Consider the following 25,169-nt stretch of genomic DNA (forward strand, 5'->3'; position numbering starts at 1 on the left):
TCATCTAGGGGAACGCCGCCTCGACGGCCTTGTCGAACAACTCGTCGAGCTGTTCGGTGGCCGTGGCCGACATCGGTCCGGCACCCTGATGGCGGTATTCGACGATCACGCGCAGGTCGTTCCGCTGGGCCAGCAGCGTCGTCGTACTCGTCGACAACGACGACGACCCTGACGTGTCGAGTCCACCGGTCGCGATCAGTCGGGTGAGTGCGGCGGTGGACACCCGCGGCTGCTGTGGGGCGTCACGCACCTCGGTGGTCACGGTCGAGAACGCCGTCGGTGCCGAGCCGACCACGTAGCGCGGGCAACGCCGCGCCTGGTCGGTCAGTTCGCGCAGCGTCTGCGAGGAATCCACCACCGCAGAGGTGAATGTCGCCGTGGAGGTCGCCGGGTCTGCGCCGACGAGGACCACCGCACCGTCGGCGGAGACCGCCGCGGGAAGGCAATCCGGCGGGACGACCGTGCCGTGGAGCGGGTGTCCGGTGAGGTCGGCGAGCGCGGCCGGCACCGCGGCGGTCGGCACCTGAGTCGCCGAACCACCCGGGAAATCGTCGGGAGACACCGACTTCGACGACAGATCGGGCGAACCCGCGACGGCCTCACCGTCCACGGTGCATCCCAGCACCGCCAATGCCGCCACAAGTGCCGCGATCGGGCCCACCAGGGTCCGATACGGCGTTCGACGGCGTTCTGATCCGATCACAAGGCCCTACTGTGCCATCCGCCGTCGCCGGCGCCGCGCATCGACACCCGGGAATCGGCACCCCGCCGAGATTGTTGACACTGTCGAACGACGCATCGAGACGCCGGAAATTGGCCTTGCCGCCGGTCGATGCGAGACAATCGACGAATAGCTTCACCGAGGCCACGATCCGAGGAGGGACGACCATGGACGACCAGTCCGCCGAGCACAGCTCACTGTACTCGCTGGAGTTTCCCGCGCCCCGGGTGTCGAACGACGAGGGCGCCGGACCGGTGTTGCTCCACGCCCTCGACGGATTCGCCGACGCCGGCCACGCCGTGGCGTTGGCGGCCCGACACCTGCGCGATGCGCTGGATTCCGAGCTGGTGGCCACCTTTTCCACCGACGAACTGATCGACTACCGATCGCGTCGGCCCACCATCACCTTCAGCGACAACAAGTTCACCGACGTTCAGATGCCGTCGTTGACGATGCACGCGATCCGCGACGACAAGGGGCGGCCGTTCCTGCTGCTCGCCGGCGCGGAGCCGGACCTGCGCTGGGAACAGTTCGTGGAGGCGGTCCGTCGTCTCGCCGAGCGTTTCGGCGTGACCGACGTCATCGGGCTCAACGCGATCCCGATGGCGGTGCCGCACACACGGCCACCGTCGATCACCGCGCACGGCAACGACCCCGATCGGCTCGGTGACCTGCCGCGCTGGGGTTCGACGATGAAGCTTCCGGCCAGCGCGTCGATGCTGCTCGAGTTGCGTATGAGCGAGCGGGATTACCGCGCCGCCGGCCTGTCGGTCCATGTGCCGCACTACCTTTCGCAGACGGATTACCCGGCCGCGTCCTCCCGGCTGCTCGCCGCGGTCGGCGAACTGACCGGCCTGCAGCTGCCGACGGCCGCGCTGGACAACGCGGCGGACAAGGTGCGGGTCCAGGTCGACAACGAGGTGTCCGGCAACGCAGAGATCGAGTCGGTCGTTGCCGCCCTGGAGACGCAGTACGACAGTTTCACCCAGGCGCAGGAGGAACGGGCGTCGCTGCTCGCCGCCGAGGCGGATCTGCCGACCGGCGACGAACTCGGCGCCGAACTCGAGCGCTTCCTCGCCGAGCAGTTGCGCGGCGACGACGGTCAGTCCGGCACGGGCGGTTCCCCATCCGCGATCTGAGCGAGGTGACCGGGCGGCCGCTGACCCCGGTCGCCGACGAGGACGCCGCGTTCGAGACCTTCACCGCGTGGTGGAACGATCGCGACATCGAGCTGTACCCCCACCAGGAGGAGTCGCTGCTCGAACTCATCGCCGGCAACAACCTGATCCTGGCCACCCCGACCGGTTCGGGGAAATCGCTGGTGGCGGCGGGCGCGATCCACTTCGCCCGCTGCCGCGGCGAGCGGGCCTACTACACCGCCCCGATCAAGGCCCTGGTCAGCGAGAAGTTCTTCGACCTGTGCGCGATGTTCGGCGCCGAGTCGGTCGGACTTCTCACCGGTGACGCCGCGGTCAACACCGACGCCCCGATCATCTGCGCGACCGCCGAGATCGTCGCCAACCTGGCGCTGCGCGACGGTCCCGACAGCGACATCGGCGTGCTGATCGCCGACGAGTTCCACTACTACGGCGAGCCGGACCGCGGCTGGGCGTGGCAGGTACCCCTCATCGAACTGCCCCACACCCAGTTCCTGCTCATGTCGGCCACCCTCGGTGACGTCACCTTCTTCGTCGACGATCTGCGCCGCCGCACCGGCCGCAACACGTCGGCGATCACCGGCACCCAGCGTCCGGTCCCGCTCGAGTACTCCTACGCGATCACGCCCGTGCACGAGACCATCGAGGAACTCATCCGCGCCGGACGCGCGCCCATCTACGTGGTGCATTTCACACAGGCCGCCGCGGTCGAACGGGCGCAGGCACTGCTATCGGCGCGCATCACCGACAAGACGGAGAAAGCCGCGATCGCCGAGGCGATCGGTGACTTCCGATTCTCCACCGGATTCGGGTCCACGCTGTCCAAACTGCTGCGCGCCGGGATCGGTGTGCACCACGCGGGCATGCTGCCGCGGTACCGTCGTCTCGTCGAACGCCTCGCCCAACAGGGGTTGTTGAAGGTCGTGGCCGGGACCGACACCCTCGGTGTCGGCATCAACGTGCCGATCCGCACCGTGCTGTTCGGCGGGCTCAGCAAGTACGACGGGACGCGCGTGCGCCGGCTCCGCGCCCGCGAGTTCCACCAGATCGCCGGGCGCGCGGGTCGGGCCGGCTTCGATTCCGTGGGATATGTCGTCGCCCAGGCCCCCGAACACGACGTCGAGAACGCCCGCGCGGTGGCCAAGGCCGGCGACGACCCCAAGAAGTTGCGCAAGGTGGTGCGCAAGAAGCCGCCCGAGGGCTTCGTCTCGTGGGGTGAGAAGACGTTCACCCAGCTCGTCGAGGCACCCGACGAACCCCTCCGGTCGCATTTCCGGATGACCACCGCCATCCTCATGGAGGTGCTGTCACGTCCGGGTGACTGCTTCGCGGCCCTGCGCCAACTCCTGGAGACCAGCCACGAGCCACGCAACCGCCAGTTGCGCCACATCCGCCACACCATCGAGCTCTACCGCGGGCTGCGGGAATCGGGCATCGTGGTCCAGCTCGACGCGCCCGACGACGACGGCAAGAACGTGCGGCTGTCGGTGGACATGCCGGAGAACTTCGCGCTGACCAATCCGCTGTCGGCCTTCGCGCTCGCGGCCTTCGAGATCCTCGACCCGGACTCGCCCGGCTATGCCCTCGATGTGATCTCCATCCTGGAATGCACCCTCGACGACCCGCGCCCGCTGCTGTTCGCGCAACGCAAGGTCGCCCGCGACGCGGCGATCGCCGAGATGAAGGCGGACGGGGTCGAGTACGAGGAACGCATGGCTCGGCTGGAGGAGATCACCTGGCCGCGGCCGCTGGCCGAGGAGATCGAGTACGCCTACGGCGTCTACCGCCGCGGCCATCCCTGGGTGTCGCCGTATCCGCCGTCGCCCAAGTCGGTGCTGCGCGAGATGCTGGAGAAGTCGATGACCTTCACCGAGCTGATCTCGGCCTACGGTCTCGCGCGCAGCGAAGGTGTGGTGCTGCGCTACCTGTCGGACTGCTATCGCGTTCTGCGACAAGGTCTTTCGAACAAGGTGAGCACCCCTGAGATCGTGGCGATCACCGAGCAGGTCGGCGAGATGGTCCGCGGTGTCGATTCCAGCCTGGTCGACGAATGGGAAGAGCTGAATCTGTCGCCGGTGCAGTAGCTCACTCGCGCCGGACGGCGCCGCTCTCCTCCACCAGATCGGTCAGGATCCCGGCCAGCGTCACATAGGCGTCGGCGCGGCCCGCCGACTCGCGGAACACCAATCCGATGCGTCGGCCAGGCCGTGGCCGGGCGAACGTGGCCGTCGCCAGGGCACCTTTCTCCGTTTCCGCGGTGACCGCGGTCTGCGGGATCAGGGTGACGCCGAGACCACCCTCCACGCACTGCACCGCCGTCGCCAGCGACGCGGCCCGCGTCTGACCGACATCGGGCCGCACCCCGGCCAACCGGCACACCTCGAGCGCCTGATCGCGCAGACAGTGCCCCTCGTCGAGCAGCAGCAGCGGCAGGTCCGACAACGACGCCGGGTCGACGCGGCGCCGGCCCGCGAGCGGGTGACCGACCGGGAGGGCGAGCACGAAGTCCTCGGCGTACATGGGCACCTCGACCAGACCACGCTCCTCGGTGGGCAACGCGAGCAGCGCCACATCCAGTGACCCGTCGCGCAGCTGCCGGATCAGTCGCGCGGTTTGATCTTCGACGACCTGCAACCGCAACGACGGCAGCCGCTGCGCGACACCGCGCAGCACCCGAGGCAGGATGTAGGGGGCCACGGTCGGGATCAGACCCACCCGGATCGTGCCCGCGAGCGGATCCCCGTTGCCCATGGCCTGTGCGAGCAGTTCGTCGATGGAGTCGACGGCCGCGATCGCCGCGGGCAGTAGCCGCTCCCCCTCGGGGGTCAGGAAGACGCGCCGTGTGGTGCGTTCCACCAACTGCATCCCCAAACCCGACTCCAGTCCCGCCAACGCCTGCGAGAGGGTGGGCTGGCTCACACCCAAATCCTCGGCGGCGGAACCGAAATGACGATGTTTCGCGATCGCGACGAACGCACGCAGCGCAGTGATCGACGGCTGATGAATCTTATTGGCCATACCTATCAATATAGTGCCTATCATCACGTTTCACTTCTACCGAAATTCCGGCACGATAGTGCATGTCTGATGACGAATCCGTTCGCGCACATGACGTACCGACACGATCCGACCACAAGGAGCGAAACGAGCATGGCTCTGCTGACAATCGGCGACCAGTTCCCGGCATACAACCTGACCGCGGTCATCGGCGGCGACCTCACCAAGGTCGACGCCCAGCAGCCCGACGACTACTTCACCACCGTCACCAGTGACGACCACCCGGGCCAGTGGCGCATCATCTTCTTCTGGCCCAAGGACTTCACCTTCGTGTGCCCGACCGAGATCGCGGCGTTCGGCAAGCTGAACGACGAGTTCGCCGATCGCGATGCCCAGGTGCTCGGCGCCTCGGTGGACAACGAGTTCGTCCACTTCCAGTGGCGTGCCCAGCACGAGGACCTCAAGACCCTCCCGTTCCCCATGCTCAGCGATCTCAAGCGTGAACTCGCCACCGCCGCAGGTGTTCTGAATGCCGACGGGGTCGCCGACCGCGCCACCTTCATCGTCGACCCGAACAACGAGATCCAGTTCGTGTCGGTGACCGCCGGTTCGGTCGGCCGCAACGTCGACGAGGTGCTGCGTGTCCTCGACGCACTTCAGTCCGACGAGCTGTGCGCCTGCAACTGGAAAAAGGGCGACCCGACCATCAACGCCGGCGAACTGCTCTCCGCGAGCGTCTGAGAGGCATTCGAATGAGCATCGACAACCTGAAGGAATCGCTTCCGGAGTACGCCAAGGACCTCAAGCTGAACCTCGGTTCGCTGGCCCGCTCCACCGAACTCAACGAGCAGCAGCTGTGGGGTACCTTCCTGGCCGCGGCCGCCGCGTCACGTAACGCGCAGGTGCTCAACGAGATCGCGGGCGAGGCCGCCGACATCCTGTCGGCCGAGGCCTACAACGCCGCGCTCGGCGCCGCGTCGATCATGGGCATGAACAACGTCGCCTACCGGGCCAAGAGCTTCCTCGGTGACGACTACGCCCAGGTCCGGATGGGGCTGCGGATGAACATCATCGGCAACCCCGGCGTCGAGAAGGCCGACTTCGAGCTGTGGAGTCTGGCCGTGTCGACCATCAACGGCTGCCACGACTGCACTGGCGCCCACGCCGATGTGGTGCGCAAGGCCGGCCTCACCAAGGAACAGGTCTGGGAAGCCGTCAAGGTCGCCGCGACCGTGACAGGTGTGGCGCAGGCTCTGGCCACCTCGCAGGTCCTGGCAGGCGTCTGACCCACCGGCGTCGAAGACAGCCGGAGGCCCGGTCACCTCGCGTGGGTGGCCGGGCATTCGGTGTTTCTCGCCCGGTGTTCTTGCGCCCAGTGCGCCAGTGTTTCGCGACCGGTGTCGCGGCTCAGCCGAGAGCGGCGTGCATGCGCTGCGCGAGTTCGCGTACCTCGTCGGTCGTCATGACGAAGGCCGGCGAGATCTGCAGCGCCCCCTGACCCGCGGCGCGACCGCTGACACCGTGTTCACGTAGTTTCCCGACCGCGCCGAGCGCCTGTGCCGGATCGGCGAGCTGAATCGCGGTGACCGCGCCGAGTCCGGTACGCACCTCGGCGACGGCGTCGAGGTCGGCCAACGGCGAGAGTTCGGTCGCCAGGTCGGTTTCCAGCCGAGCCGCCTCGTCGAGCAGCCCTTCGCGCTCGATGATGTCGAGGTTGGCCATGGCCGCCGCGGCCGCGCCGGCGTGCCCGCCGTAGGTGTAGCCGTGGCGCCACCAGACCCCACCGGCGAAGAACGGCTCGGCGATCTGCGGGGCGATGAACACCGCACCCATCGGCACATATCCCGACGTGAGTCCCTTGGCGGTCGTCATCATGTCGGGTGCCAGATCGAAACGGCTCGAGGCGAACCACTCGCTGCCGCCGATCCGGCCGAACCCGGTGACGACCTCGTCGGCGACGAACAGCACATCGTGGTCGCGGCAGATCTGCCGGACCTCGGCCAGGTAGCCTTCCGGCGGCAGGTAGATGCCGCCGGCGCCGATGATCGGTTCGCAGAAGAACGCAGCGATCCGGTCCGCGCCCAGCCGTTCGATGAGTCCGAGCAGGCTCTTGGCGTTATCCCATTCGACCGACTCGGCGTCGGGCATCAGTTCGCCGTAGCCCTCCCGGTTGGCCGGGATGCCGGCCAGCGCCGTGCCGGCCACGTGCATGCCGTGATAGGCCTTGGTCCGCCCGACGACGATGTTCTTGTCCGGCTTGCCCAGTTCGTGCCAGTAGCGCCGGGCCAGCTTCGCTGCGGTGTCGACCGAGTCGCTGCCGCCCGAGGTGAAGAAGATCTTGCTGCCGCCGACCGGGGCGATCGCGGCGAGCCGCTCGGCCAGGTCGACGGTGACGTCGGCGGTGAGGTCACCGAACCCCGAGTAGTGCGCGAGCTTGCCGAGTTGGTCGGCCACCGCCTGGGCGACCTCGGTGCGGCCGTGGCCGATGTTGGTGAACCAGAGCCCGGCCGTCGCGTCGAGATACTCGCGTCCTGTCGAGTCCCAGATGCGACTCCCAAGTCCGCGCGTCACCACGAACCGTCCGTTCGCAGTGACCGATCCCATGTCGGCGAAACCGTGCCAGAGTGAGTCTGCCATGGGTCAATCATGCAGATGACCCGGCGGCGAGGCCACGCCGGGCCCGGCACCGGCCGGGTACGGGTCACCGCGGCGACCCAATATGCGGCGACCCAATATCCTGGGACTCATCATGCCCGCACCGACCGCCGAGGACCGCCGAGCCCTCAGGAACCTCCTCACCGAGGTGAGCATCGTCGACGCTCACCGCCTGCGCCGCCGGCTCGACAAGCTCGGCGGGTCACCGAAGCAATCCGCCTGGGACGGCCTGTTCGCCGACGCGCAGAAGGCCAGCGACCGCATCAACCGGCGCCGGGCCACGGTCCCGGTCATCTCCTTCCCGCCGGAACTGCCGGTGTCAGCGGCCCGCGATGAGATCGCCGCGGCCATCGCCGACCATCAGGTCGTCGTCATCGCCGGCGAAACCGGTTCGGGTAAGACCACCCAGCTGCCGAAGATCTGCCTCGAACTCGGCCGCGGGATCCGGGGCGCGATCGGCCACACCCAACCGCGGCGTATCGCGGCGAGTTCGGTCGCGCGGCGCATCGCCGACGAGACAGGCACCAAGATCGGTGACGCCGTCGGGTTCTCGGTCCGCTTCACCGATCGCTCCGGTGCCGACACGCTCGTCAAGGTGATGACCGACGGCATCCTGTTGCGCGAGATCGGTACCGATCCCCTGCTACGCCACTACGACACGCTGATCATCGACGAGGCGCACGAACGCAGCCTCAACATCGACTTCATCCTCGGCTATCTCAAGAATCTGCTGCCCCGTCGCCCCGACCTCAAGGTCATCATCACCTCGGCGACCATCGAGCCGGATCGGTTCGCCCGCCACTTCTCACGACCGGATGCCGAGGTACCGATCCTCGAGGTCTCCGGCCGCACGTATCCGGTGGAGGTCCGGTATCGGCCCCTGGCCTCCGACGACGACGAGGACGACCACCACGACCTCGACCAGATCCAGGGCATCGACGCAGCCATCGGCGAGCTATGGGCCGGCGGCGGGCATGGGGACATCCTGGTGTTCCTGCCCACCGAACGCGACATCCGCGAGACCGCCGATGCGCTGCGCCACCGCGCTTCGGCCGGCGCGGAGATCGTCCCGCTCTATGCCCGGTTGTCCATCGCCGATCAGCAGCGGGTCTTCGCCCCGTCGGCGGGACGGCGGATCGTACTCGCGACCAATGTCGCCGAGACCTCACTGACCGTCCCGGGTATCCGGTACGTGATCGACACCGGGACCGCCCGGATCTCCCGCTACTCCACCCGGACCAAGGTGAATCGGCTTCCGGTCGAAGCCGTTTCGCAGGCCAGCGCCCGGCAACGCGCCGGCCGGTGCGGGCGCGTCGCGCCCGGTGTGTGCATCCGGCTCTACAGCGAGGCGGACTTCGACTCCCGTCCGGCATTCACCGACCCCGAGATCCTGCGCACCAATCTGGCGGCGGTGATCCTGCAGATGGCGGCCCTGCGACTCGGGGACGTGGCGGCATTCCCGTTCGTGCAGCCACCCGATACCCGGGCCATCCGCGACGGCATGGCGGTGCTCGGCGAACTCGGCGCCATCCGCACCACCGGCCGCGACGATCACGAGCCCGTCCTCACCCGGGTCGGCCGCGACATGGCACGCATCCCCGTCGACCCGCGGCTGGCGCGGATGCTCATCGCCGCGCACGACCTCGGCTGCCTCGACCACGTGCTGGTCATCGCGGCCGCACTCTCGATCCCCGATGTGCGCGAGCGGCCGGCTGAGCACCGGGAAGCGGCCGATGCGTCCCATCGTCGGTTCGCGGTACCCGGCTCGGAGTTCCTGAGCCACCTGCAGCTGTGGTCTTACCTCGACGAACAACGCACAGCGTTGTCCGGCAACGCATTCCGCCGGATGTGCGAGCGGGAGTTCCTGCACTTCCTACGAATCCGGGAGTGGCAGGAACTGCACCGTCAGTTGTCACGGATCGTCGGCGATCTGGACTGGTCGACCGGACCCACCGAGCGTGACGCCGATGCGATCCACAAGTCGATCCTGTCCGGCCTGCTCGGCAACATCGCGGTACGCCAGGGCGATTCCCGGGAATACACCGGTGCCCGCAACACAACGCTGGCCATCTTCCCCGGGTCGTCGCTGGCGCGGAAGCCACCGGCTTTCATCATGGCCGCCGAGATCATGGAGACCTCCCGGGTGTTCGCGCACACCGTGGCCGGCATCGATCCGCTGTGGGCTGAACGCCTCGCCGGTGACCTCGTCCGACGCTCCTACAGCGAGCCGCACTGGTCGTCCAAACGTGGCGCGGCGATGGCGTATGAGAAGGTCACCCTCTACGGTGTCACCCTGGTCGCGCGACGGAGCGTGACCTTCGGGTCCATCGATCCGCCCACCTCCCGCGAGATGTTCATCCGCCACGCGCTCGTCGAGGGCGACTGGCGCACCGAACACGCGTTCTTCCACCGCAATCGGGCCCTGTTGGAGGAGGCAGCCGACGTCGAACACCGCGCCCGCCGCCGCGACGTGGTCATCAGCGAGGACCAGCTGTTCGACTTCTACGACAATCGGGTCGGTTCCGAGGTGGTGTCGGCACGCCATTTCGATACCTGGTGGCGCAAGGCTCGTCGCACCGATCCGCAGTTGCTCGATCTACGCGCCGAGGACGTCGCATCCGACCACGGCGTGGCCGAGACCGATTTCCCCGGCGCCTGGCAACAGGGCGAGACACGGCTGGAGCTGCGCTACCGCTTCGAGCCCGGAGCCCCCGACGACGGGGTGACCGTGGTGATCCCGCAGCCGCTGCTCGAGCATGTCCGCCCGGCCGGGTTCGACTGGTCGGTACCGGGCTTTCGGTCCGAGCTGGCCACCGAACTCGTCAAGTCGCTGCCGAAGTCGCTGCGCAAATCGATGGCGCCGGCCCAGCGTTTCGCCGATCTCGCCCTGTCGCGGCTGACCCCGCGGGCCGAGCCGCTCGTCACCGGCCTGGCCCGCGAGTTGTCCGCGATCACCTCGATGACGGTGTCCCCCGGCGATTTCGCCCCCGACCGGATACCGACACATCTCACGATGAACTTCGCCGTCACCGCCCGGAACGGGAAGATCGTCGCGCGCGACAAGTCGCTCGCCGAGCTGAAGAAGCGGTTCGCCGACGCCGACGAGACGCCTGCACCCGTCGTGGTGTACACCTCCTGGACCGCCGACGGTATCGGCGAACTCGCCGACACCGTCACGACTTCGCTTGCCGGGCAGTCCATCACCCGATATCCGACCCTGGATGTCGTCACCGACACGGCGGGGCGCACGACCGGCGTGGCCCGTGGTGAGGCGAGCACCGCGGCCGATCGGGACCGGCGCCTGTCCGCGGCCGTCATCGCGCTGCTCGACTCCGCGATTCCCCCACTGTCGCGCAAGATCACCGCGACCGTTGATCCGGCGGGACGACTGGCACTGAGCCAGAGTCCGTATCGGCGGCCCGATGACCTGGTGGCCGACTGCACCCGCCGGGCGATCCGAGACGCGGTCGCCGACCGCGATCCCTCGACGGTGCGCACGCCGCGCCAGTTCGAGCGCCTCCGCGACGAGATCCGACCGCGGGTGTCCGACGCCGCACAGGAATGTTTCGCACTCGCCGTCGACACGCTCCGCAACGTCGCCCCGCTGCGCGCCCAGATCGACCGGTTGAGCGGGCACGTCGCGGCCGACGACGTCGCCGAGCAGCTCGACAACCTGGTCTTCGACGGGTTCGTCGCCGCCACCCCGCGGGCCCACCTGGCCCATCTGCCACGCTATCTCGAGGCGGCGACCCTGCGCCTGGCCGATCTGCCCGCCGCCGACGGCCGTGACCGGGCCGGGCTCGCCGCAGTGGACCGGGTGATCGCGCACTGGAACCAACGCCTGACGCAGCTCCCCGAGGCGCGTCGGGACGGATTCAGCGAATACGCACACTGGTTGGTCGAGGAACTCCGCGTCGGCCAGTTCGCCCAGCGTCTCAAGACGGCCTACCCGATCTCGGAGAAACGTGCGCTACGCGCCCTGGACACCTATTCCTGACGTCCACGGCCGGACCCGGCCACCCGAGCCCGAAATCGCCCCAGAAGCGCACCACACAAGCACCCTCCGACAAGGCACCCTCGGCCTATCATCGACCGCGCGCCCACCCGTGGCGCATTTCAGGAACGCACCTCCGAGCTCCGGACCGAGTCGTCGACGGCGGTCTGCTCGACACCGTCGGTGGCCTCGTGGGTCAGGTTGCCCTGCAGATCATCGATCTCGCGTTGGAAGTCCTCGATGGAATCGAACGACCGGTAGACCGACGCGAACCGCAGATATGCCACCGGGTCGAGGTCGCGCAACGGCCCGAGGATCGCGAGACCGACCTCGTTGCTGGGGATCTCCGCCGACCCGGAGGCGCGCACCGCGTCCTCGACCTGCTGAGCCAGCTGTGCCAAGGCGTCCTCGGCGACATCGCGGCCCTGACAGGCACGCCGGACGCCGCGCATCACCTTCTCGCGGCTGAACGGCTCGGTGACCCCGTTGCGCTTGACCACCGACAGCACCGCGCTCTCCACCGTGGAGAATCGGCGCCCACAGTGCGCACAGGAACGGCGCCGACGGATCGCCTGCCCTTCGTCGGTGACACGCGAGTCGATGACCCTGGTGTCTTCGTTCTTGCAAAACGGGCAGCGCATGTCGTCCTCACGCACGTATCGGGACACTCCGGCACAGCGGGTTTCGGCCGCACCGCGCCGGTTCCCGGCGGGGCCCTGTGACATCGAGGATACCGTCCGCGGATCAGTGGTAGGCAGGCGCGATCAACGCCTGCCCGACCTGCAGACCCGAGGCCGACAGGTCGTTGCGGGCGACGATCTCCTCGATCACGGACTGACGCGGCACATCGGGCGCCACCCGGTCGGCGATGGAACTCAACGAGTCGCCGGCACGCACATGGACCACCTCGGTCCCGACCGGTGTCGGCGCCACCGACGCCGCGTAGTTCGAGCCCACGATGGCGACCACCCAGACCAGGACCGCAAGCGCGACGCCGACCAGGACCGCGAGCGCCGCCGCGCGCCGACGGGCGTACACGCGGGGATCCACAACCGGTGCTGCGCAACGGGTGCCACGGATCTGTGCGGAAAGAGCGTGCTCTCCCCCGGGGCGCCGGACGGGCCGGTGTCCGGCGGCGGGACGCCGGCCGGCGGGGACGGATCGCGCGGGGACCGCGCGGGTGACCGAACGCGGGGAGTCCGCGGTCGGGACGGAGCGGCGGGTCAGGGTTGCCGTGCTCATCGTGTTCTCCTGTCGATCACATGTTCGATGGAACGTCTGTTCGATTTGTAGCACGGTGCACCGACAATGTCTCGACACGCGTCGAACACATGTTTGAACATGTCCGGGCGCTGGGTTACTGTCTGGCATAGACAAGAGACGCACTGACCAGCGATGGGCGACACGGCCGGTCAGCCAACCCCGAACACCTGACCTGATCACCGAATCCGGAACAGAGAGGACTCACGCGATGAGCGACAAGGGCGGCGGCCGGCGGACCGCGCCACGCGGTGCCGGCAAGGCGGCCGACACCTCCACCAACGCGACAGCTCCCGACACGAAACCCGAAGTCGCCGTAACCGATCCGGAGGCCGCCGAGGCGTCGCTGACCGCGCGTCAGCGAGGAGTCCTCGAGTTCATCCGCCGGTCGGTCCGCGAGCGGGGCTACCCGCCGAGCATCCGCGAGATCGGTGACGCCGTCGGCCTGACCTCGACATCCTCGGTGGCACACCAGCTTCGCACGCTGGAACGCAAGGGCCTGCTCAAGCGCGACCACAACCGACCGCGAGCGGTCAACATCTCCGATGGTGACCACACGCCCCCGGGCGGTGGCTCGGCGGCACCCGTCGCCGACGGCGCCGCACTGCCCACGCCGACCTTCGTGCCCGTGCTCGGCCGCATCGCCGCGGGCGGGCCGATCCTGGCCGAGGAAGCCGTCGAGGACGTGTTCCCCCTCCCCCGCGAACTCGTGGGTGAGGGATCACTGTTCCTGTTGCGCGTCGTCGGTGAGTCGATGATCGACGCCGCCATCTGCGACGGCGACTGGGTCGTCGTGCGGCAGCAGAACGTCGCCGACAACGGCGACATCGTCGCGGCGATGATCGACGGTGAGGCGACCGTGAAGACATTCAAGCGCAAGAACGGTCATGTCTGGCTGATGCCGCACAACGACCTGTTCGAACCCATCCCCGGCGACGACGCGGCGATCCTCGGAAAAGTCGTGACGGTGATGCGCCGGGTCTGACCGGCGCATCACCGTCGACCGTCAGTCGGCCAGCACCTTGCTGACCGCGGCTCGCGCGGCCGCCGGCGAGGACGTCGCCAGCGCGGCATCGGCGGCGGCCCGACACTGTTGCACGGTGACCTGCGACAGGCGCGCGCCCACCGCAGCCGCCGCCGCGGGCGCCGTCGACAGCGACGTGACGCCCAACCCGACGAGCACGCACGCCAACAACGGGTCCGCCGCGGCCTCACCGCAGACACCGACCGGCTTGTCCAGGGTCTGCCCGGCGCGCGCGACGGTCGCGATCAGCGTCAGCGCTGCGGGCTGCCAGGGATCGGTGAGCGCGGCGAGCTCCGCGGACATGCGGTCGGCGGCCATCGTGTACTGCGTCAGGTCATTGGTGCCGATGGACACGAAGTCGACCTCCGCCAGGATCGCCGGGGCCAGGATCGCGGCCGCCGGGACCTCGATCATGACGCCGGCGAACAGCCCGCGTCGTCTGACCTCGCCGGCGAACTCGGCCGCCTCCTCTGCCGAAGCGATCATCGGCGCCATCACCCACGGCGCCGCGCCGCTCGCCTCCGCGGCCGCCGCGATCGCGTCGAGCTGTGAGGCGCGGATCTCCGGATGTTCGGTCGCGATCCGGTTGCCGCGCACGCCCAGAGCGGGATTCGCCTCGTTGAGCTGGGTGACGAACTTCAGCGGTTTGTCGGATCCGGCGTCGAGGGTCCGGATGACGACCTTCTGCCCCGGGAACGCGTCGATCACCTCGCGGTAGAGAGCGATCTGTTCGTCGATCGACGGCGCGTCCGCACGGTCGAGGAACGCCAGCTCGGTGCGGAACAGACCCACGCCCTCGACCGGGTACTTCGTCGCGGTCCGCGCCGAAGCCCCGTCCGCGACATTGGCGAGGACCGCCACCTGCTGCCCATCCGCAGTCCGGCCGGGCCCCGACCAGGCGGCGGCGGCCTCGGCCATCCGGCGGCTTTCGGCCACCCCTGCCCGCGCCGACTCCTCGTCCGGCTCGATCTCGAGGGTGCCCGCGGTACCGTCGACGAGCACGGCGGTACCGGCAGGAACCGAGCCGAGCCCGTTGACCGCGACCACACACGGGATACCCAACTGGCGCGCGATGATCGCGGTGTGGCTGGTGGGGCCACCCAGGCGGGTGACCAGTGCGGTGATCTTCGCCGGGTCCAGCCCGGCGGTGTCGGCGGGCGCCAGATCGTCGGCGAGCAGCACCGAGGGCTCCTCGGGTTCGGGCACACCGGGTTCGGGCACACCGGTCAACTCCGCGACGACCCGGTCGCGGACGTCGTTGAGGTCGGTGACGCGCTCGGCCATCAGGCCGCCGAGTTTTGTGAACATCGCGGCGAACTGCTCGGTGGCCGACACCGCCGCCGCCGGCGCCGGGGTCCCCTTCTTGATCAGCTTCGATGCGGCGCCCACCCAGCCGCGGTCCTCGGCGAGACCCGCGGTCGCCGAGAGCACCTCGGCCGCCGCGCCCGAGGCGTGGGAGGCACGATCGCGAAGTCGGCCGGCGACCGCCGACGCGGCGTCGGCGAACCGCTTGGTCTCGACCTCGCGCTCGTCCTCGGCGATCGTCTCGGCGGTCGATGCGTCGTAGACAGGACGTTCCCCCGGCCAGACCGCGGGCCCGTATGCCTTTCCGCCGACGACGGGTGTTCCGTTGAGTACTTGCGTCTGCTCCACCACGGTCCAATCTGTGCGACGTCATGTTGCGGATGTGGACCAACTCCACATCCGCCCGATCTGTGATTCAAGTTACAAGAAAACCTTGACTTGTCAACACAAACAGGCGTAAACAAAGGTATACCCACATTTGAGCCACACATTCCAACAGACGAGGACATCGTGTACGCCGAGGAACGCCAGCAGGCCATCGCGGATCAGGTTCGCGCAAACGGCCGCGCCTCCGTGACGGCGTTGGCGGCGTTGTTCGACGTCACCAGCGAGACCGTCCGCCGTGACCTCGCGGCCCTCGAACGCGCCGGCCACCTGCAACGGGTCCACGGCGGTGCGGTGCGCCCCGGAAACACGTCCACACTCGGCGAACAGGGCATCGACGAACGCCAGATGACCCACACCGAGGAGAAGATCGCCATCGGCCGGGCGGCCACGAGATTTCTGCCGCCCGATGGTGGATCGGTCTTCTTCGACGCGGGAACGACGACCTACCAGGCCGCGCTCGCACTGCCCCGGGACCGGCGACTGACCCTCATCACCCACAGCATCCCGATTGCCGCGGCGCTGGCCACGCAGGGCGCGGCGGACCTGCATGTCCTCGGGGGCCGGGTGCGCGGTCTCACCCAGGCCACGGTCGGCTCGGAGACCGTCGCCGCCCTCGAACGCCTGCGCGTCTCGACGGCGTTCGTCGGGGCCAACGGGATCAGCGAATCCCACGGCCTGTCCACGCCGGACCCCGACGAGGCCGCGATCAAGGCGGCGATGGTCCGTGTAGCGAATCGTGTTGTGGTGCTGTGCGATTCGTCGAAGATGGACCGCGAAGACCTGTCCTCCTTCGCGGATCTTGCCGATGTCGATGTCCTGATCACCGATTCGGGGATCGACGCCGACAGTTCCGCCGCCCTGTCCGCCCGCGGCATCGAAGTGGTGATCGCATGAACGAGAGAAGGCCCATGACGCAGTCCCAGTCCGCCCCACCGATGATCCTGACCGTGACGGCCAACCCCAGCGTCGATCGCACGCTCGAGCTGTCGGCGCCGTTGGCGCACGGCGAGGTCCAGCGGGCCGTCGGGGTCCGGGCCGAGCCGGGAGGCAAGGGCATCAACGTGGCGCGGGTCGTCGCCGAGGCCGGCGTCACGACCCGCGCGATCCTGCCCGCGCGGGCCGGCGATCCCCTCCTCGCCGCCCTCGACGCGGTCGGACTGCCCCACCTCACGCTCCCGGTCGACGGGGAGGTCCGCAACAACGTCACCATCGCCGATCCCGACGGCACGACGACCAAGATCAACGCGCTCGGCATCCCGCTCGACGCCGACCAGGCCCGCCGCCTCGCCGACCTCGTCGTGCAGAACGCGGCCGGCACGCGATGGGTCGCACTGTGCGGATCCCTGCCGCCCGGCCTGCCGGCGGACTGGTACCGCTCGGTCATCGACGCGCTGTCGGGCGCCGGCTGCCGCGTGGCGGTCGACACCTCCGGCGCGCCGCTGGCCGCGACGGTCACCGGGCGCGTGGACCTCCTCAAACCCAATGACGAGGAGCTCGCCGAGGCCACCGGGGCCGACCCGGCCCAGCTCGTCGCCGCCACCTCCCGCGGCGATTACGGGCCGCTGGTGTCGGCCGCCCGCGTGCTCGTCGACCGGACGGGCGCCGCAATCCTCGCCACCCTCGGCGCCGCCGGCGCCATGCTGATCACCAACACCGGCACGTGGTTCGCGACTCCCCCGCCGATCGTGCCGCGCAGCACCGTCGGCGCCGGGGATGCATCCCTGGCCGGTTACCTGATCGCCGAGAGTCGCGGCGATGCCGAACCGGATCGCCTACGCAATGCGGTCGCCTACGGGTCGGCCGCGACCGCGCTCGCCGGTACCCAGCCGCCGGCACCCGCCCAACTCGACCTCGAGCGGGTCGTCGTCACCGACCTCTCGGGAGCCGCCCAGGTCGGATGACTCGAAACCGCCGAATCGACAGTCCCCCAACAACGGCACCGGCCGACAATCCGGTTCCACGGTCCTGATCCCTCCGAACAACGAAGGAACACCGATGTCCCAGCAGATCATCACGCCGCAGACGGTGAGTCTCGACGTCGACGCGGGTAGCGATCCCGCCGCCGTGATCACCTATCTCGCCGACAGGCTCGCCTCGGCCGGTCGCACCACCGACGCGGCCGAACTGACCCGCGGTGCACTCGACCGCGAGGCCAAGTCCGCCACGGGTCTACCGGGAGGCATCGCCATCCCGCACGCCCGCGCCGAATCGGTCACCGAGGCGAGCCTGGCCATGGCACGCCTGTCGAACAAGGTGGACTTCGGCGCGCCCGACGGGCCCGCGGACATCGTCTTCCTGATCGCCGCGCCGAGCGGAGGTGCCAGCGAGCACATGAAGCTGCTGAGCTCGCTGGCACGTGCTCTGGTCCGGCCCGACTTCGTCACTTCGCTGCGTGAGGCCGACAGCGACGACCGCATCGTCGAGCTCGTCGACGAGGCGATCAATCCCGCACCGGCACAGCCGGCAGCGCCCGCCGCTGCCGCTGCCGCTGCCGCAGGCGCCGCCGGTGGCGCTGCCGCCGCCACCGCCGCCGCGACACCGGAGACACCTTCCGAGCCCGCCTCGAAGCGGCGCTCGGTTGTGGCGATCACCGCGTGCCCCACCGGCATCGCGCACACCTACATGGCGGCAGATGCCCTGAAGTACGCGGCCGAGCGCGCCGATGTCGAGTTCCATGTGGAGACACAGGGATCGTCGGCGACCACCTCGTTCACGCCGGATGTGATCGCCAACGCGGACGCGGTCATCTTCGCCACTGATGTCGGTGTCAAGGGCAAGGAGCGGTTCCACGGGAAGCCGGTGATCGCGTCGGGGGTGAAACGGGCCATCAACGAGCCGGACAAGATGATCGCCGAAGCCGTTGACGCGGCGTCGAATCCGAATGCGGCAGTGGTGACCGCGGGCGGCGGCGACGAGGCACCCGAAGGCGGCCCGGAGGCCGGCGGCGTCGGGATCGGCAAGCAGACCCAACAGGCGCTCATGACGGGCGTCAGCTACATGATCCCGTTCGTGGCCGCCGGCGGCCTGCTCATCGCCCTCGCGTTCCTGCCGTTCCTCGGTGGGTACGAGATCGCCAACGCGACGATCGACCCGGCGGGCGCCATGTCCGACGGCGCCTATATCGCACTGCACAACAGTCTCTGGGATCTACCGGCCGGTGGGCTCGGGCAATACATCGGTGCGGTGCTGTTCGCGGTCGGCGGACTGGCGATGAGTATGTTGGTGCCCGCGCTGGCCGGTTACATTTCCTTCGCGATCGCCGACCGCCCGGGTATCGCACCCGGTTTCGTCGCCGGCCTCGTGTCGGTGGCGGTGGGCGCGAGCTTCATCGGCGGTCTGGTCGGCGGCCTCATCGCCGGCGTCGTGTGCCTGTGGATCTCCCGACTCCCGTTGCCCCAGTGGGCACGTGGTCTGATGCCGGTCGTGATCATCCCGCTGCTGGGCAGCCTGATCATCGGTGGGCTGCTGTACATGCTGCTGGGTAAGCCGCTCGCCTGGCTCACCGAGAAGATGACCGAGGGTCTGAACAACATGTCCGGCGGTTCCGCGGTCATCCTGGGCATCGTGCTGGGTCTGATGATGTGCTTCGACCTCGGCGGCCCGGTCAACAAGGCCGCATACCTGTTCGCCACCACGGGCCTGGCGATCGGCGGCACCGCCCAGCTGGAGATCATGGCCGCGGTCATGTGCGCCGGCATGGTCCCGCCGTTGGCCATGGCACTCGCGACCGTCCTGCGCCCGGGCCTGTTCAGCGAGGTCGAGCGGGAGAACGGCATGGCCGCCTGGCTACTCGGGGCGTCGTTCATCTCCGAGGGCGCGATCCCGTTCGCGGCCAAGGACCCGATCCGCGTCATCCCGTCGATGATGGCCGGTGGCGCCCTCGCCGGGGCCCTGATCATGGCGTTCGGCGTCACCCAGCGCGCCCCGCACGGCGGTATCTTCGTGTTCTTCACGATGAACCACTGGGTGCTGTTCCTGGTCGCACTGGTCGCGGGTACCGTGCTCAGTGCCGTGCTGGTCATCATCGCCAAGCAGTGGCACACCAACCGTCAGTCCGCAATGAATGTGGCGGAACTCGAAACCGTCCCCGCCTGAGGCGCAATTCGGGTAACACTGCTCTCAGACAGATCGACACCTTTGATCGCGGTGGGGTGCTCACACCTGGGCACCCCACCGTCACACAACACCCACAACAAGGAGTGACCAATGCCCAGCACCATCGTCGTCGTCGGGTCCGCCGTCGGACTGCACGCCCGCCCCGCGACGATCATCGCCGAAGCGGTCTCGGATTCCGGCATCGACGTCACCATCGGCCTCGAGGGCGGTGAGCCGGTGGACGCCGGTTCGGCGCTGATGATCATGACCCTCGGTGCCGAGAAGGGCGCCAGCGTGGTGGTCACCGCCGATGACCAGGGCACCCTCGACGCGATCGTCACCCTGGTCGCCCAGGACCTCGACGCCGAGTAGCCCTCCGCCGTCACGTCGACCGTGCACACCAGAACGTCGAGCGTGCGCAGCCTTCCCCGGTTGCGGGCGCTCGACGAAATTCTGCGCACGCTCGACGGGGTCGCGGAACCGGGCCGGGTGAGCGACCAAGTCGGGTGAGCGACCGGGCTCAGCCGACCTCGAGGTCGGCGAGCGCGCCGGCGAAGGCGGCGGGGACCCGCACGCGCATGGTGGTGCCGTCTGCGGTGTGCTCGGCGGAGAGCACCTCGCCCTCCTCGTGCAGGCGGGACACGAGATCGCCTCGGGTGTAGGGGACGTCGATGGTCATCTCGATGTCGGAACGCCCGATGAACTCGCGGATGCGCTCGAACAGTTCCGGCAGCCCTTCACCCGTGCGGGCCGAGACGTAGGCGGCGTCACCGAAGGCACCACGCAACTCGGTCATCCGTGTGGCGTCGATGGCGTCGATCTTGTTGATCACCAGGAGTTCCGGCGGCGGCTGAGCGCCCTCCTCGGCGACGACCTCCCCGATCACCTGCCGCACCGCCGAGATCTGCTCGGCGGGAAACGGATCCGACCCGTCGACGACGTGCAGGAGCAGATCGGCGTCGACGACCTCTTCGAGCGTCGAGCGGAACGCCTCGACGAGTTGAGTCGGCAGGTGCCGGACGAATCCGACCGTGTCGGTGAACACCACCGCGCGGCCGTCATCGAGGGTCGCGCGCCGGGTGGTCGGGTCGAGCGTGGCGAACAGGGCGTTTTGGACCAGTACGCCGGCGCCGGTCATCGCGTTGACCAGGCTCGACTTTCCCGCGTTGGTGTAGCCGACGACGGTCAGCCGCGGGATGCCGGTGCGTTCGCGGGCCGCCCGCATCACGGTGCGCGACTTCTTCATCTCACGGATCTCGCGCCGTAGCTTGGCCATCCGCTCACGGATGCGCCGACGATCCGTTTCGATTTTGGTCTCGCCGGGACCGCGCAGGCCCACACCGCCGTTGGAACCGGCGCGACCACCGGCTTGCCGCGACATCGACTCACCCCACCCGCGCAGGCGCGGCAGCATGTACTCCATCTGGGCCAGCGACACCTGCGCCTTGCCCTCCCGGCTCGTCGCGTGCTGGGCGAAGATGTCGAGGATCAGGGCCGTACGGTCGATCACCTTGACCTTGACGATCTTCTCCAGCGCGGTCAGCTGCGCCGGGGTGAGTTCGCCGTCGCAGATGACCGTGTCGGCGCCGGTGGCGAGGACGGCCTCGCGCAGTTCGTCGGCCTTGCCGGAGCCGATGTAGGTGGCCGAGTCCGGGCGCGAACGCCGCTGGATCAGGGCGTCGAGGACCTGTGAACCGGCGGTCTCGGCCAGCGCGGCGAGTTCGGCCATGTTGGCCCTCGCCTGCGCGGCGCTGCCCTCGGTCCATACCCCGACGAGCACCACCCGCTCGAGTCGGAGCTGGCGGTACTCGACCTCGGTGATGTCGGCGAGTTCGGTGGACAGTCCGGCGACGCGCTGAAGAGAGGCGCGCTCGGACAGCTGGAGTTCACCGGTCGTCGGGTCGGTCAGATCGTGGAGGATGTCGCGCACGTTGTCGGGCCCGGAGTCGATCGACTCGAAATCGTCGTCGTCGGGTGCGGACAGGGGGAATGGTGTTGCTGCTGATTCGGTCATACAGGATCCATGATGTCACGTCGCACGATCCGGTGGCATCCGGTTTTCCCGGGGCACGCTGCGCCGTCTCAGTCGAGCCGATCCCAGTCCGGGTGCAGCTCGCCGTGGGCGACGAGCACCGACGGTCCGCGAAGGGTGGCACCGGCGGCGCGGATGCCGACCTCCACCTGTCCCCCGGGCACGGTGATGCACAGCGTGCCGACCGCGTCACCGCGGTGTGCGAGCACCGCGGCACCGGCCGCCACCAGGCCCGTCCCGCAGCTGCGGGTCTCCCCGACTCCGCGTTCGAATACCCGCATCGCCGCAGGTAGACGCCCATGTTGGTCTGCCGGCCCCGCCGGGGTCACCAGTTCCACGTTGGCGCCGTGCGGGAACGCCTCGTCATCGAGCAGCACGCCGCCGGAGAAGTCGACGGCGGCGAGTCCGGCCCCCGTCAGGTCAGCGACCACGCACGCCAGATGCGGATTGCCCACGTCGACCATCACACCGCGGTAGACGTCGTCGCCGATACGGACCAGCGAGTCGCCGTCCATCCGGGCCGACCCCATCTCGACGGTGACCTCGGCGTGGACCGCGTCGTGGTGATGCACGATCACCGGCCGCGCGCCGGCCCGCGACCCGACGGTGAACTCGTCGTGGGACTGCAGCCCGGAGGCACGCAGATGATGGGCGAATACGCGCACGCCGTTACCGCACATCTCCGCGATCGTCCCGTCCGCGTTGCGGTAGTCCATGAACCAGTCGTCGGGGGCGACACCCTCGGGCAGACGGTCGAGCACACCACGTTCCACCAGCGCCGCCGAGCGCACCACTCGCAGCAGCCCGTCGGCCCCGATCCCGCGACGCCGGTCGCAGAGCGCCGCCACCAACGACTCGGTCAGGTCGAGGGCGGCCGCCGGGTCGGTGAGAATGACGAAATCGTTCTGGGTGCCATGACCCTTCACGAAGCGGAGATGCTCGGCGCCCGAGGACTGTGTCGTCACCCCACCAGCCTACGGCGGCGGGAGGGGCGATCTCACTCGCCGATGGCACGCATCGTCGATCCGGTCAGATCCGGATCGGCCGCGTCGAGCCACACGATGCGGTGGTCGCGGCGGAACCAGGATCGTTGTCGCCGCACGTAGCGCCGGGTGCCGATGAACGTCAGCTCCTCCGCGGTGTCCATGTCGTACTCGCCGTCGAGGGCGGCGAGCACCTGCGCGTAGCCGATGGCCCGCGACGCGGTCCGGCCCTCCCGCAGCCCCACCTCGCACAGCGCGCGGACCTCGTCGGCGAGCCCGCCCGCGAACATCTGACGCGTCCGCAGCCGGATGCGTTCGTCGAGGGCGGCGGTGTCGCGGTCGACGGCGATCAGCCGGGTACCCCACCGCGGCTCGCCGATGGACGGCGCCGACGCCGCGAACGGCTGCCCGGTGAGCTCGACGACCTCGAGCGCGCGCACGATCCGTCGCCCGTCGGTATCCAGGATCGACGCCGCCGCCTGCGGATCGACCTCGGCGAGGTGACGGTGCATCTGCCCCACCCCGACCTCGTCGAGCATGGCCTCGTATCGCGCCCGCACGTCGGGGTCGGTGGCGGGGAACTGCCAGTTGTCCAGCAGACCCTGGATGTACATCATCGATCCGCCGGCCAGGACCGGGGTGATGCCCTCGGCGAGGAGGCGTTCGACGTCGGCGGAGGCTGCCTGCTGATAGCGCGCGACCGTCGCGGTCGCGGTGACGTCGAGGACATCGATCTGGTGATGCGGGATCCCCCGACGCTCGCCGACCGGCAGCTTCGCGGTGCCGATGTCCATCCCGCGGTACTGCTGCATCGCATCGAGGTTGACGATCTCGCCGTGCAGTCGCTCCGCAACGTCGAGAGCGAGATCGGATTTCCCGGCCGCCGTGGGACCGACGATGGCGATCGGGACGGGAGCGATCGGGGCGGGGGTGGCCGGTGCGCGCGTCCCGCCGCCGGGGCCGGGTCGCCGGGTCATCGCGGCGTCCACACCGCGACGACGTATCCGACGCCGAACGGTGCGTCGGCGTAGCGCAGTTCGGTGGTCATCGGACGGTCGGCGCACATCGCCGCGGCGACCTGCCAGGCCGCCCGGCCGCCGACTCCCTCGACCGCGCAGACGTCGGGTCGCAGTGCCGCGAGCGCCAGGGTGTCGCCGGTCGCGATGGCACCGTCGATACCACGCTGCAGTTCGACCGCGGACTCCCGCAGTCCGCCGCCGGGCGCCCGGGGCGACAGCGAGATCGCACCGTCGCCGACGACGAGCACGCCGAGCCGATCGGCGTCGTCGTCGACCTTCCTCGAAAGGTCGGCGCCGACCCGCGCGCACTCGTCGGGGTCGGCATCCGGCGCGACGAGCACCGGGGTGACCGTGTCGGCCCCCACTTCGGCACGCAGCCACCCGGCCACGAGCATCGACAGCGGCAGATACCCACCTGCCCGCGACGCCGGCGATTCACTCGAGGCCAGCGACACCGCGACGTCGACACCGAACCGGGCAAAGGTCCCGGATTCCCCGACCTCGCCCGGGCTGGGGCCATCGGTGGCGCCGATCGCGAACCAACGGGTGGCCGCGTCCGCGAGGTCGGCACCGGCCACCAGTGTCGCGGCCCGGACCGGCTCGGTGTCGAGGGCGCGAGGCCCGGCGAGAGCGGGCACGAGCAACGGTGCACTCGGCACGAAGACCACGGATGCCAGCACGCCCACGACGCTAGCCGACCAGCGATCCGGCGGGTCACGGCGCCCCACTCGCCGAGCTCGGCGTGCAATGTCGCCGCAGGACCCCCACGGCGAACGCTGACCTGCTTGAATGGGGTGACCCCGTACGGTTGTCGCGACGTGTGCCGCACGGGGTCGAGTGACCGGCAGCCGTGACGCGCGGCAGCAACCTGCGGGAGAGGGCACCTGCACATGACGAATCCGACCGACCCGACCAGCGCATCCGGGTCCGACGCCGACACCTCGGCGGCACCGCCGTCCACCTCGACCGAGGAGGCGGCGGCCGCACCACCGACACCGTCGGCACCCAAACCCGGTCCGGTGCCCCGTCCGGGCCCCCGCCCCGGGCCTCGACCCGGTCCGCCCGCGCGTCCCGCCGACATCACACCGGTCCCGGCGCCCGTCCCCCACGGCGACCCGCACCAATATGGCCGGATCGACGACGACGGCGTGGTCTGGCTCAAGACCGCCGACGGCGAGCGTCAGATCGGTTCCTGGCAGGCGGGTTCCGTTGACGAAGGGTTGAACCACTTCGCCCGGAAATTCGACGACCTCGCCACCGAGGTGGAGATCCTCGAAGAACGCCTCGCCGCTCGCTCGGGTGATCCGCACAAGGCGCAGACAGCGGCCCGGCATCTGCTCGACGGCCTGCCCGACGCCGCGGTCATCGGGGATGTGGCCAAGCTGCAGGAGCGGCTGACGATCATCGTCGGCAGCGCCGACGAGGTCGCCGACTCGATGAAGGCCGAACGCGAACACACCCGTGCCGCCGCCATCGCACGCAAGGAGGAACTCGCGTCCGAGGCCGAGCAGATCGGCGCCGATTCCACGCAGTGGAAGGT

Annotated in this window: 21 protein-coding genes; 11 read left to right on the top strand and 10 right to left on the bottom strand. The window is 69.2% G+C overall.

All coding sequences use genetic code 11. From position 1 onward, the window contains the following. Positions 1 to 4 precede the first annotated feature (4 nt). Positions 5 to 661, bottom strand: a complete 657-nt coding sequence (locus tag GORHZ_RS01110; RefSeq protein WP_006329510.1) for a hypothetical protein — start codon at positions 659 to 661, stop codon at positions 5 to 7. 227 nt (positions 662 to 888) lie between these two features. Here GORHZ_RS01110 and GORHZ_RS01115 point away from each other — a divergent pair, with 227 nt between their 5' ends. Together GORHZ_RS01115 and GORHZ_RS01120 are read left to right on the top strand one after the other, a co-directional pair. Next, positions 889 to 1,860, top strand: coding sequence for a PAC2 family protein (locus GORHZ_RS01115; RefSeq protein ID WP_006329511.1), 972 nt, complete (start codon positions 889 to 891; stop codon positions 1,858 to 1,860). A 5-nt stretch (positions 1,861 to 1,865) separates the two neighbouring features. Next, on the top strand, positions 1,866 to 3,962 hold the full coding sequence (locus GORHZ_RS01120) for a DEAD/DEAH box helicase (RefSeq protein ID WP_006329512.1): 2,097 nt from the start codon (positions 1,866 to 1,868) through the stop codon (positions 3,960 to 3,962). Position 3,963: 1 nt separating this feature from the next. Here the strand turns inward: GORHZ_RS01120 and GORHZ_RS01125 are convergent, their stop codons facing one another. Continuing rightward, on the bottom strand, positions 3,964 to 4,896 hold the full coding sequence (locus tag GORHZ_RS01125; protein ID WP_006329519.1) for a hydrogen peroxide-inducible genes activator: 933 nt from the start codon (positions 4,894 to 4,896) through the stop codon (positions 3,964 to 3,966). 132 nt (positions 4,897 to 5,028) lie between these two features. On the opposite strand from GORHZ_RS01125, the gene GORHZ_RS01130 reads away from it, so the two are divergent. Both GORHZ_RS01130 and ahpD read left to right on the top strand, forming a co-directional pair. Continuing rightward, on the top strand, positions 5,029 to 5,616 hold the full coding sequence (locus GORHZ_RS01130; protein WP_006329521.1) for a peroxiredoxin: 588 nt from the start codon (positions 5,029 to 5,031) through the stop codon (positions 5,614 to 5,616). A gap of 11 nt (positions 5,617 to 5,627) precedes the next feature. Further along, positions 5,628 to 6,161, top strand: coding sequence for an alkylhydroperoxidase, AhpD family (gene ahpD / locus GORHZ_RS01135; protein WP_006329522.1), 534 nt, complete (start codon positions 5,628 to 5,630; stop codon positions 6,159 to 6,161). 121 nt (positions 6,162 to 6,282) lie between these two features. Here ahpD and GORHZ_RS01140 read toward each other — a convergent pair whose 3' ends face one another. Then, complete coding sequence (locus GORHZ_RS01140; protein WP_006329523.1) at positions 6,283 to 7,512, bottom strand: aminotransferase family protein; 1,230 nt, start codon at positions 7,510 to 7,512, stop codon at positions 6,283 to 6,285. Positions 7,513 to 7,624: 112 nt separating this feature from the next. Between GORHZ_RS01140 and hrpA the strand changes: the two genes are divergently transcribed. Beyond that, on the top strand, positions 7,625 to 11,527 hold the full coding sequence (gene hrpA, locus GORHZ_RS01145) for an ATP-dependent RNA helicase HrpA (RefSeq protein ID WP_040529636.1): 3,903 nt from the start codon (positions 7,625 to 7,627) through the stop codon (positions 11,525 to 11,527). Between the two features lie 119 nt (positions 11,528 to 11,646). Here the strand turns inward: hrpA and nrdR are convergent, their stop codons facing one another. Next, positions 11,647 to 12,165 carry a transcriptional regulator NrdR gene (gene nrdR / locus GORHZ_RS01150; protein ID WP_083877155.1) on the bottom strand — a complete coding sequence of 173 codons (519 nt, stop codon included), beginning with the start codon at positions 12,163 to 12,165 and terminating at the stop codon, positions 11,647 to 11,649. 103 nt (positions 12,166 to 12,268) lie between these two features. Continuing rightward, complete coding sequence (locus GORHZ_RS29835) at positions 12,269 to 12,766, bottom strand: LysM peptidoglycan-binding domain-containing protein (RefSeq protein ID WP_006329528.1); 498 nt, start codon at positions 12,764 to 12,766, stop codon at positions 12,269 to 12,271. Positions 12,767 to 12,995: 229 nt separating this feature from the next. Here GORHZ_RS29835 and lexA point away from each other — a divergent pair, with 229 nt between their 5' ends. Beyond that, entirely contained in the window at positions 12,996 to 13,769 is a 774-nt protein-coding gene (lexA, locus tag GORHZ_RS01160; RefSeq protein ID WP_006329529.1) for a transcriptional repressor LexA, read from the top strand. 21 nt (positions 13,770 to 13,790) lie between these two features. On the opposite strand, the gene ptsP is transcribed toward lexA, so the two are convergent. Next, the gene (gene ptsP / locus GORHZ_RS01165) at positions 13,791 to 15,461 is read right to left on the bottom strand and encodes a phosphoenolpyruvate--protein phosphotransferase (protein ID WP_006329530.1); all 1,671 of its coding nucleotides are present in this window, start codon (positions 15,459 to 15,461) and stop codon (positions 13,791 to 13,793) included. A 162-nt stretch (positions 15,462 to 15,623) separates the two neighbouring features. On the opposite strand from ptsP, the gene GORHZ_RS01170 reads away from it, so the two are divergent. The 4 genes from GORHZ_RS01170 (at position 15,624) to GORHZ_RS01185 (ending at position 19,967) form a co-directional block, all read left to right on the top strand. After that, the gene (locus GORHZ_RS01170) at positions 15,624 to 16,394 is read left to right on the top strand and encodes a DeoR/GlpR family DNA-binding transcription regulator (protein WP_006329531.1); all 771 of its coding nucleotides are present in this window, start codon (positions 15,624 to 15,626) and stop codon (positions 16,392 to 16,394) included. 41 nt (positions 16,395 to 16,435) lie between these two features. Further along, positions 16,436 to 17,401 carry a 1-phosphofructokinase family hexose kinase gene (locus tag GORHZ_RS01175; protein WP_040529639.1) on the top strand — a complete coding sequence of 322 codons (966 nt, stop codon included), beginning with the start codon at positions 16,436 to 16,438 and terminating at the stop codon, positions 17,399 to 17,401. 94 nt (positions 17,402 to 17,495) lie between these two features. Beyond that, positions 17,496 to 19,595: a PTS fructose transporter subunit IIABC gene (locus tag GORHZ_RS01180; RefSeq protein ID WP_006329533.1), complete on the top strand. Its 2,100-nt coding sequence runs from the start codon at positions 17,496 to 17,498 to the stop codon at positions 19,593 to 19,595. A gap of 111 nt (positions 19,596 to 19,706) precedes the next feature. Further along, positions 19,707 to 19,967 (top strand): HPr family phosphocarrier protein, encoded by a 261-nt coding sequence (locus GORHZ_RS01185; protein WP_006329534.1) that lies wholly within the window; start codon positions 19,707 to 19,709, stop codon positions 19,965 to 19,967. Positions 19,968 to 20,115: 148 nt separating this feature from the next. Here GORHZ_RS01185 and hflX read toward each other — a convergent pair whose 3' ends face one another. From hflX to GORHZ_RS01205, 4 genes are all read right to left on the bottom strand, one after another. Further along, the gene (gene hflX / locus GORHZ_RS01190; protein ID WP_006329535.1) at positions 20,116 to 21,609 is read right to left on the bottom strand and encodes a GTPase HflX; all 1,494 of its coding nucleotides are present in this window, start codon (positions 21,607 to 21,609) and stop codon (positions 20,116 to 20,118) included. Positions 21,610 to 21,677: 68 nt separating this feature from the next. Continuing rightward, the gene (gene dapF / locus GORHZ_RS01195) at positions 21,678 to 22,592 is read right to left on the bottom strand and encodes a diaminopimelate epimerase (RefSeq protein WP_006329536.1); all 915 of its coding nucleotides are present in this window, start codon (positions 22,590 to 22,592) and stop codon (positions 21,678 to 21,680) included. Positions 22,593 to 22,624: 32 nt separating this feature from the next. Further along, entirely contained in the window at positions 22,625 to 23,587 is a 963-nt protein-coding gene (gene miaA, locus GORHZ_RS01200) for a tRNA (adenosine(37)-N6)-dimethylallyltransferase MiaA (protein ID WP_006329537.1), read from the bottom strand. Continuing rightward, positions 23,584 to 24,309 carry a class III extradiol ring-cleavage dioxygenase family protein gene (locus tag GORHZ_RS01205; RefSeq protein WP_040529645.1) on the bottom strand — a complete coding sequence of 242 codons (726 nt, stop codon included), beginning with the start codon at positions 24,307 to 24,309 and terminating at the stop codon, positions 23,584 to 23,586. Before GORHZ_RS01205 ends, miaA begins: the two co-directional genes overlap by 4 nt. Positions 24,310 to 24,519: 210 nt before the next feature. On the opposite strand from GORHZ_RS01205, the gene GORHZ_RS01210 reads away from it, so the two are divergent. Next, positions 24,520 to 25,169: DUF349 domain-containing protein (locus GORHZ_RS01210; RefSeq protein WP_040529632.1), on the top strand; the 650-nt coding region annotated here is incomplete at its 3' end.

The sequence above is a fragment of the Gordonia rhizosphera NBRC 16068 genome (assembly GCF_000298195.1).
GTDB lineage: Bacteria > Actinomycetota > Actinomycetes > Mycobacteriales > Mycobacteriaceae > Gordonia > Gordonia rhizosphera.

What these genes read in the sequence shown, in the direction of transcription:
- GORHZ_RS01115 (WP_006329511.1), top strand. Translation starts at nt 889, where the DNA reads ATGGACGACCAGTCCGCCGAGCACAGCTCACTGTACTCGCTGGAGTTT.
- GORHZ_RS01125 (WP_006329519.1), bottom strand. Translation starts at nt 4,896, where the DNA reads ATGGCCAATAAGATTCATCAGCCGTCGATCACTGCGCTGCGTGCGTTC.
- GORHZ_RS01130 (WP_006329521.1), top strand. Translation starts at nt 5,029, where the DNA reads ATGGCTCTGCTGACAATCGGCGACCAGTTCCCGGCATACAACCTGACC.
- ahpD (WP_006329522.1), top strand. Translation starts at nt 5,628, where the DNA reads ATGAGCATCGACAACCTGAAGGAATCGCTTCCGGAGTACGCCAAGGAC.
- GORHZ_RS01140 (WP_006329523.1), bottom strand. Translation starts at nt 7,512, where the DNA reads ATGGCAGACTCACTCTGGCACGGTTTCGCCGACATGGGATCGGTCACT.
- hrpA (WP_040529636.1), top strand. Translation starts at nt 7,625, where the DNA reads ATGCCCGCACCGACCGCCGAGGACCGCCGAGCCCTCAGGAACCTCCTC.
- nrdR (WP_083877155.1), bottom strand. Translation starts at nt 12,165, where the DNA reads ATGCGCTGCCCGTTTTGCAAGAACGAAGACACCAGGGTCATCGACTCG.
- GORHZ_RS29835 (WP_006329528.1), bottom strand. Translation starts at nt 12,766, where the DNA reads ATGAGCACGGCAACCCTGACCCGCCGCTCCGTCCCGACCGCGGACTCC.
- lexA (WP_006329529.1), top strand. Translation starts at nt 12,996, where the DNA reads ATGAGCGACAAGGGCGGCGGCCGGCGGACCGCGCCACGCGGTGCCGGC.
- GORHZ_RS01175 (WP_040529639.1), top strand. Translation starts at nt 16,436, where the DNA reads ATGATCCTGACCGTGACGGCCAACCCCAGCGTCGATCGCACGCTCGAG.
- GORHZ_RS01180 (WP_006329533.1), top strand. Translation starts at nt 17,496, where the DNA reads ATGTCCCAGCAGATCATCACGCCGCAGACGGTGAGTCTCGACGTCGAC.
- GORHZ_RS01185 (WP_006329534.1), top strand. Translation starts at nt 19,707, where the DNA reads ATGCCCAGCACCATCGTCGTCGTCGGGTCCGCCGTCGGACTGCACGCC.
- hflX (WP_006329535.1), bottom strand. Translation starts at nt 21,609, where the DNA reads ATGACCGAATCAGCAGCAACACCATTCCCCCTGTCCGCACCCGACGAC.
- miaA (WP_006329537.1), bottom strand. Translation starts at nt 23,587, where the DNA reads ATGACCCGGCGACCCGGCCCCGGCGGCGGGACGCGCGCACCGGCCACC.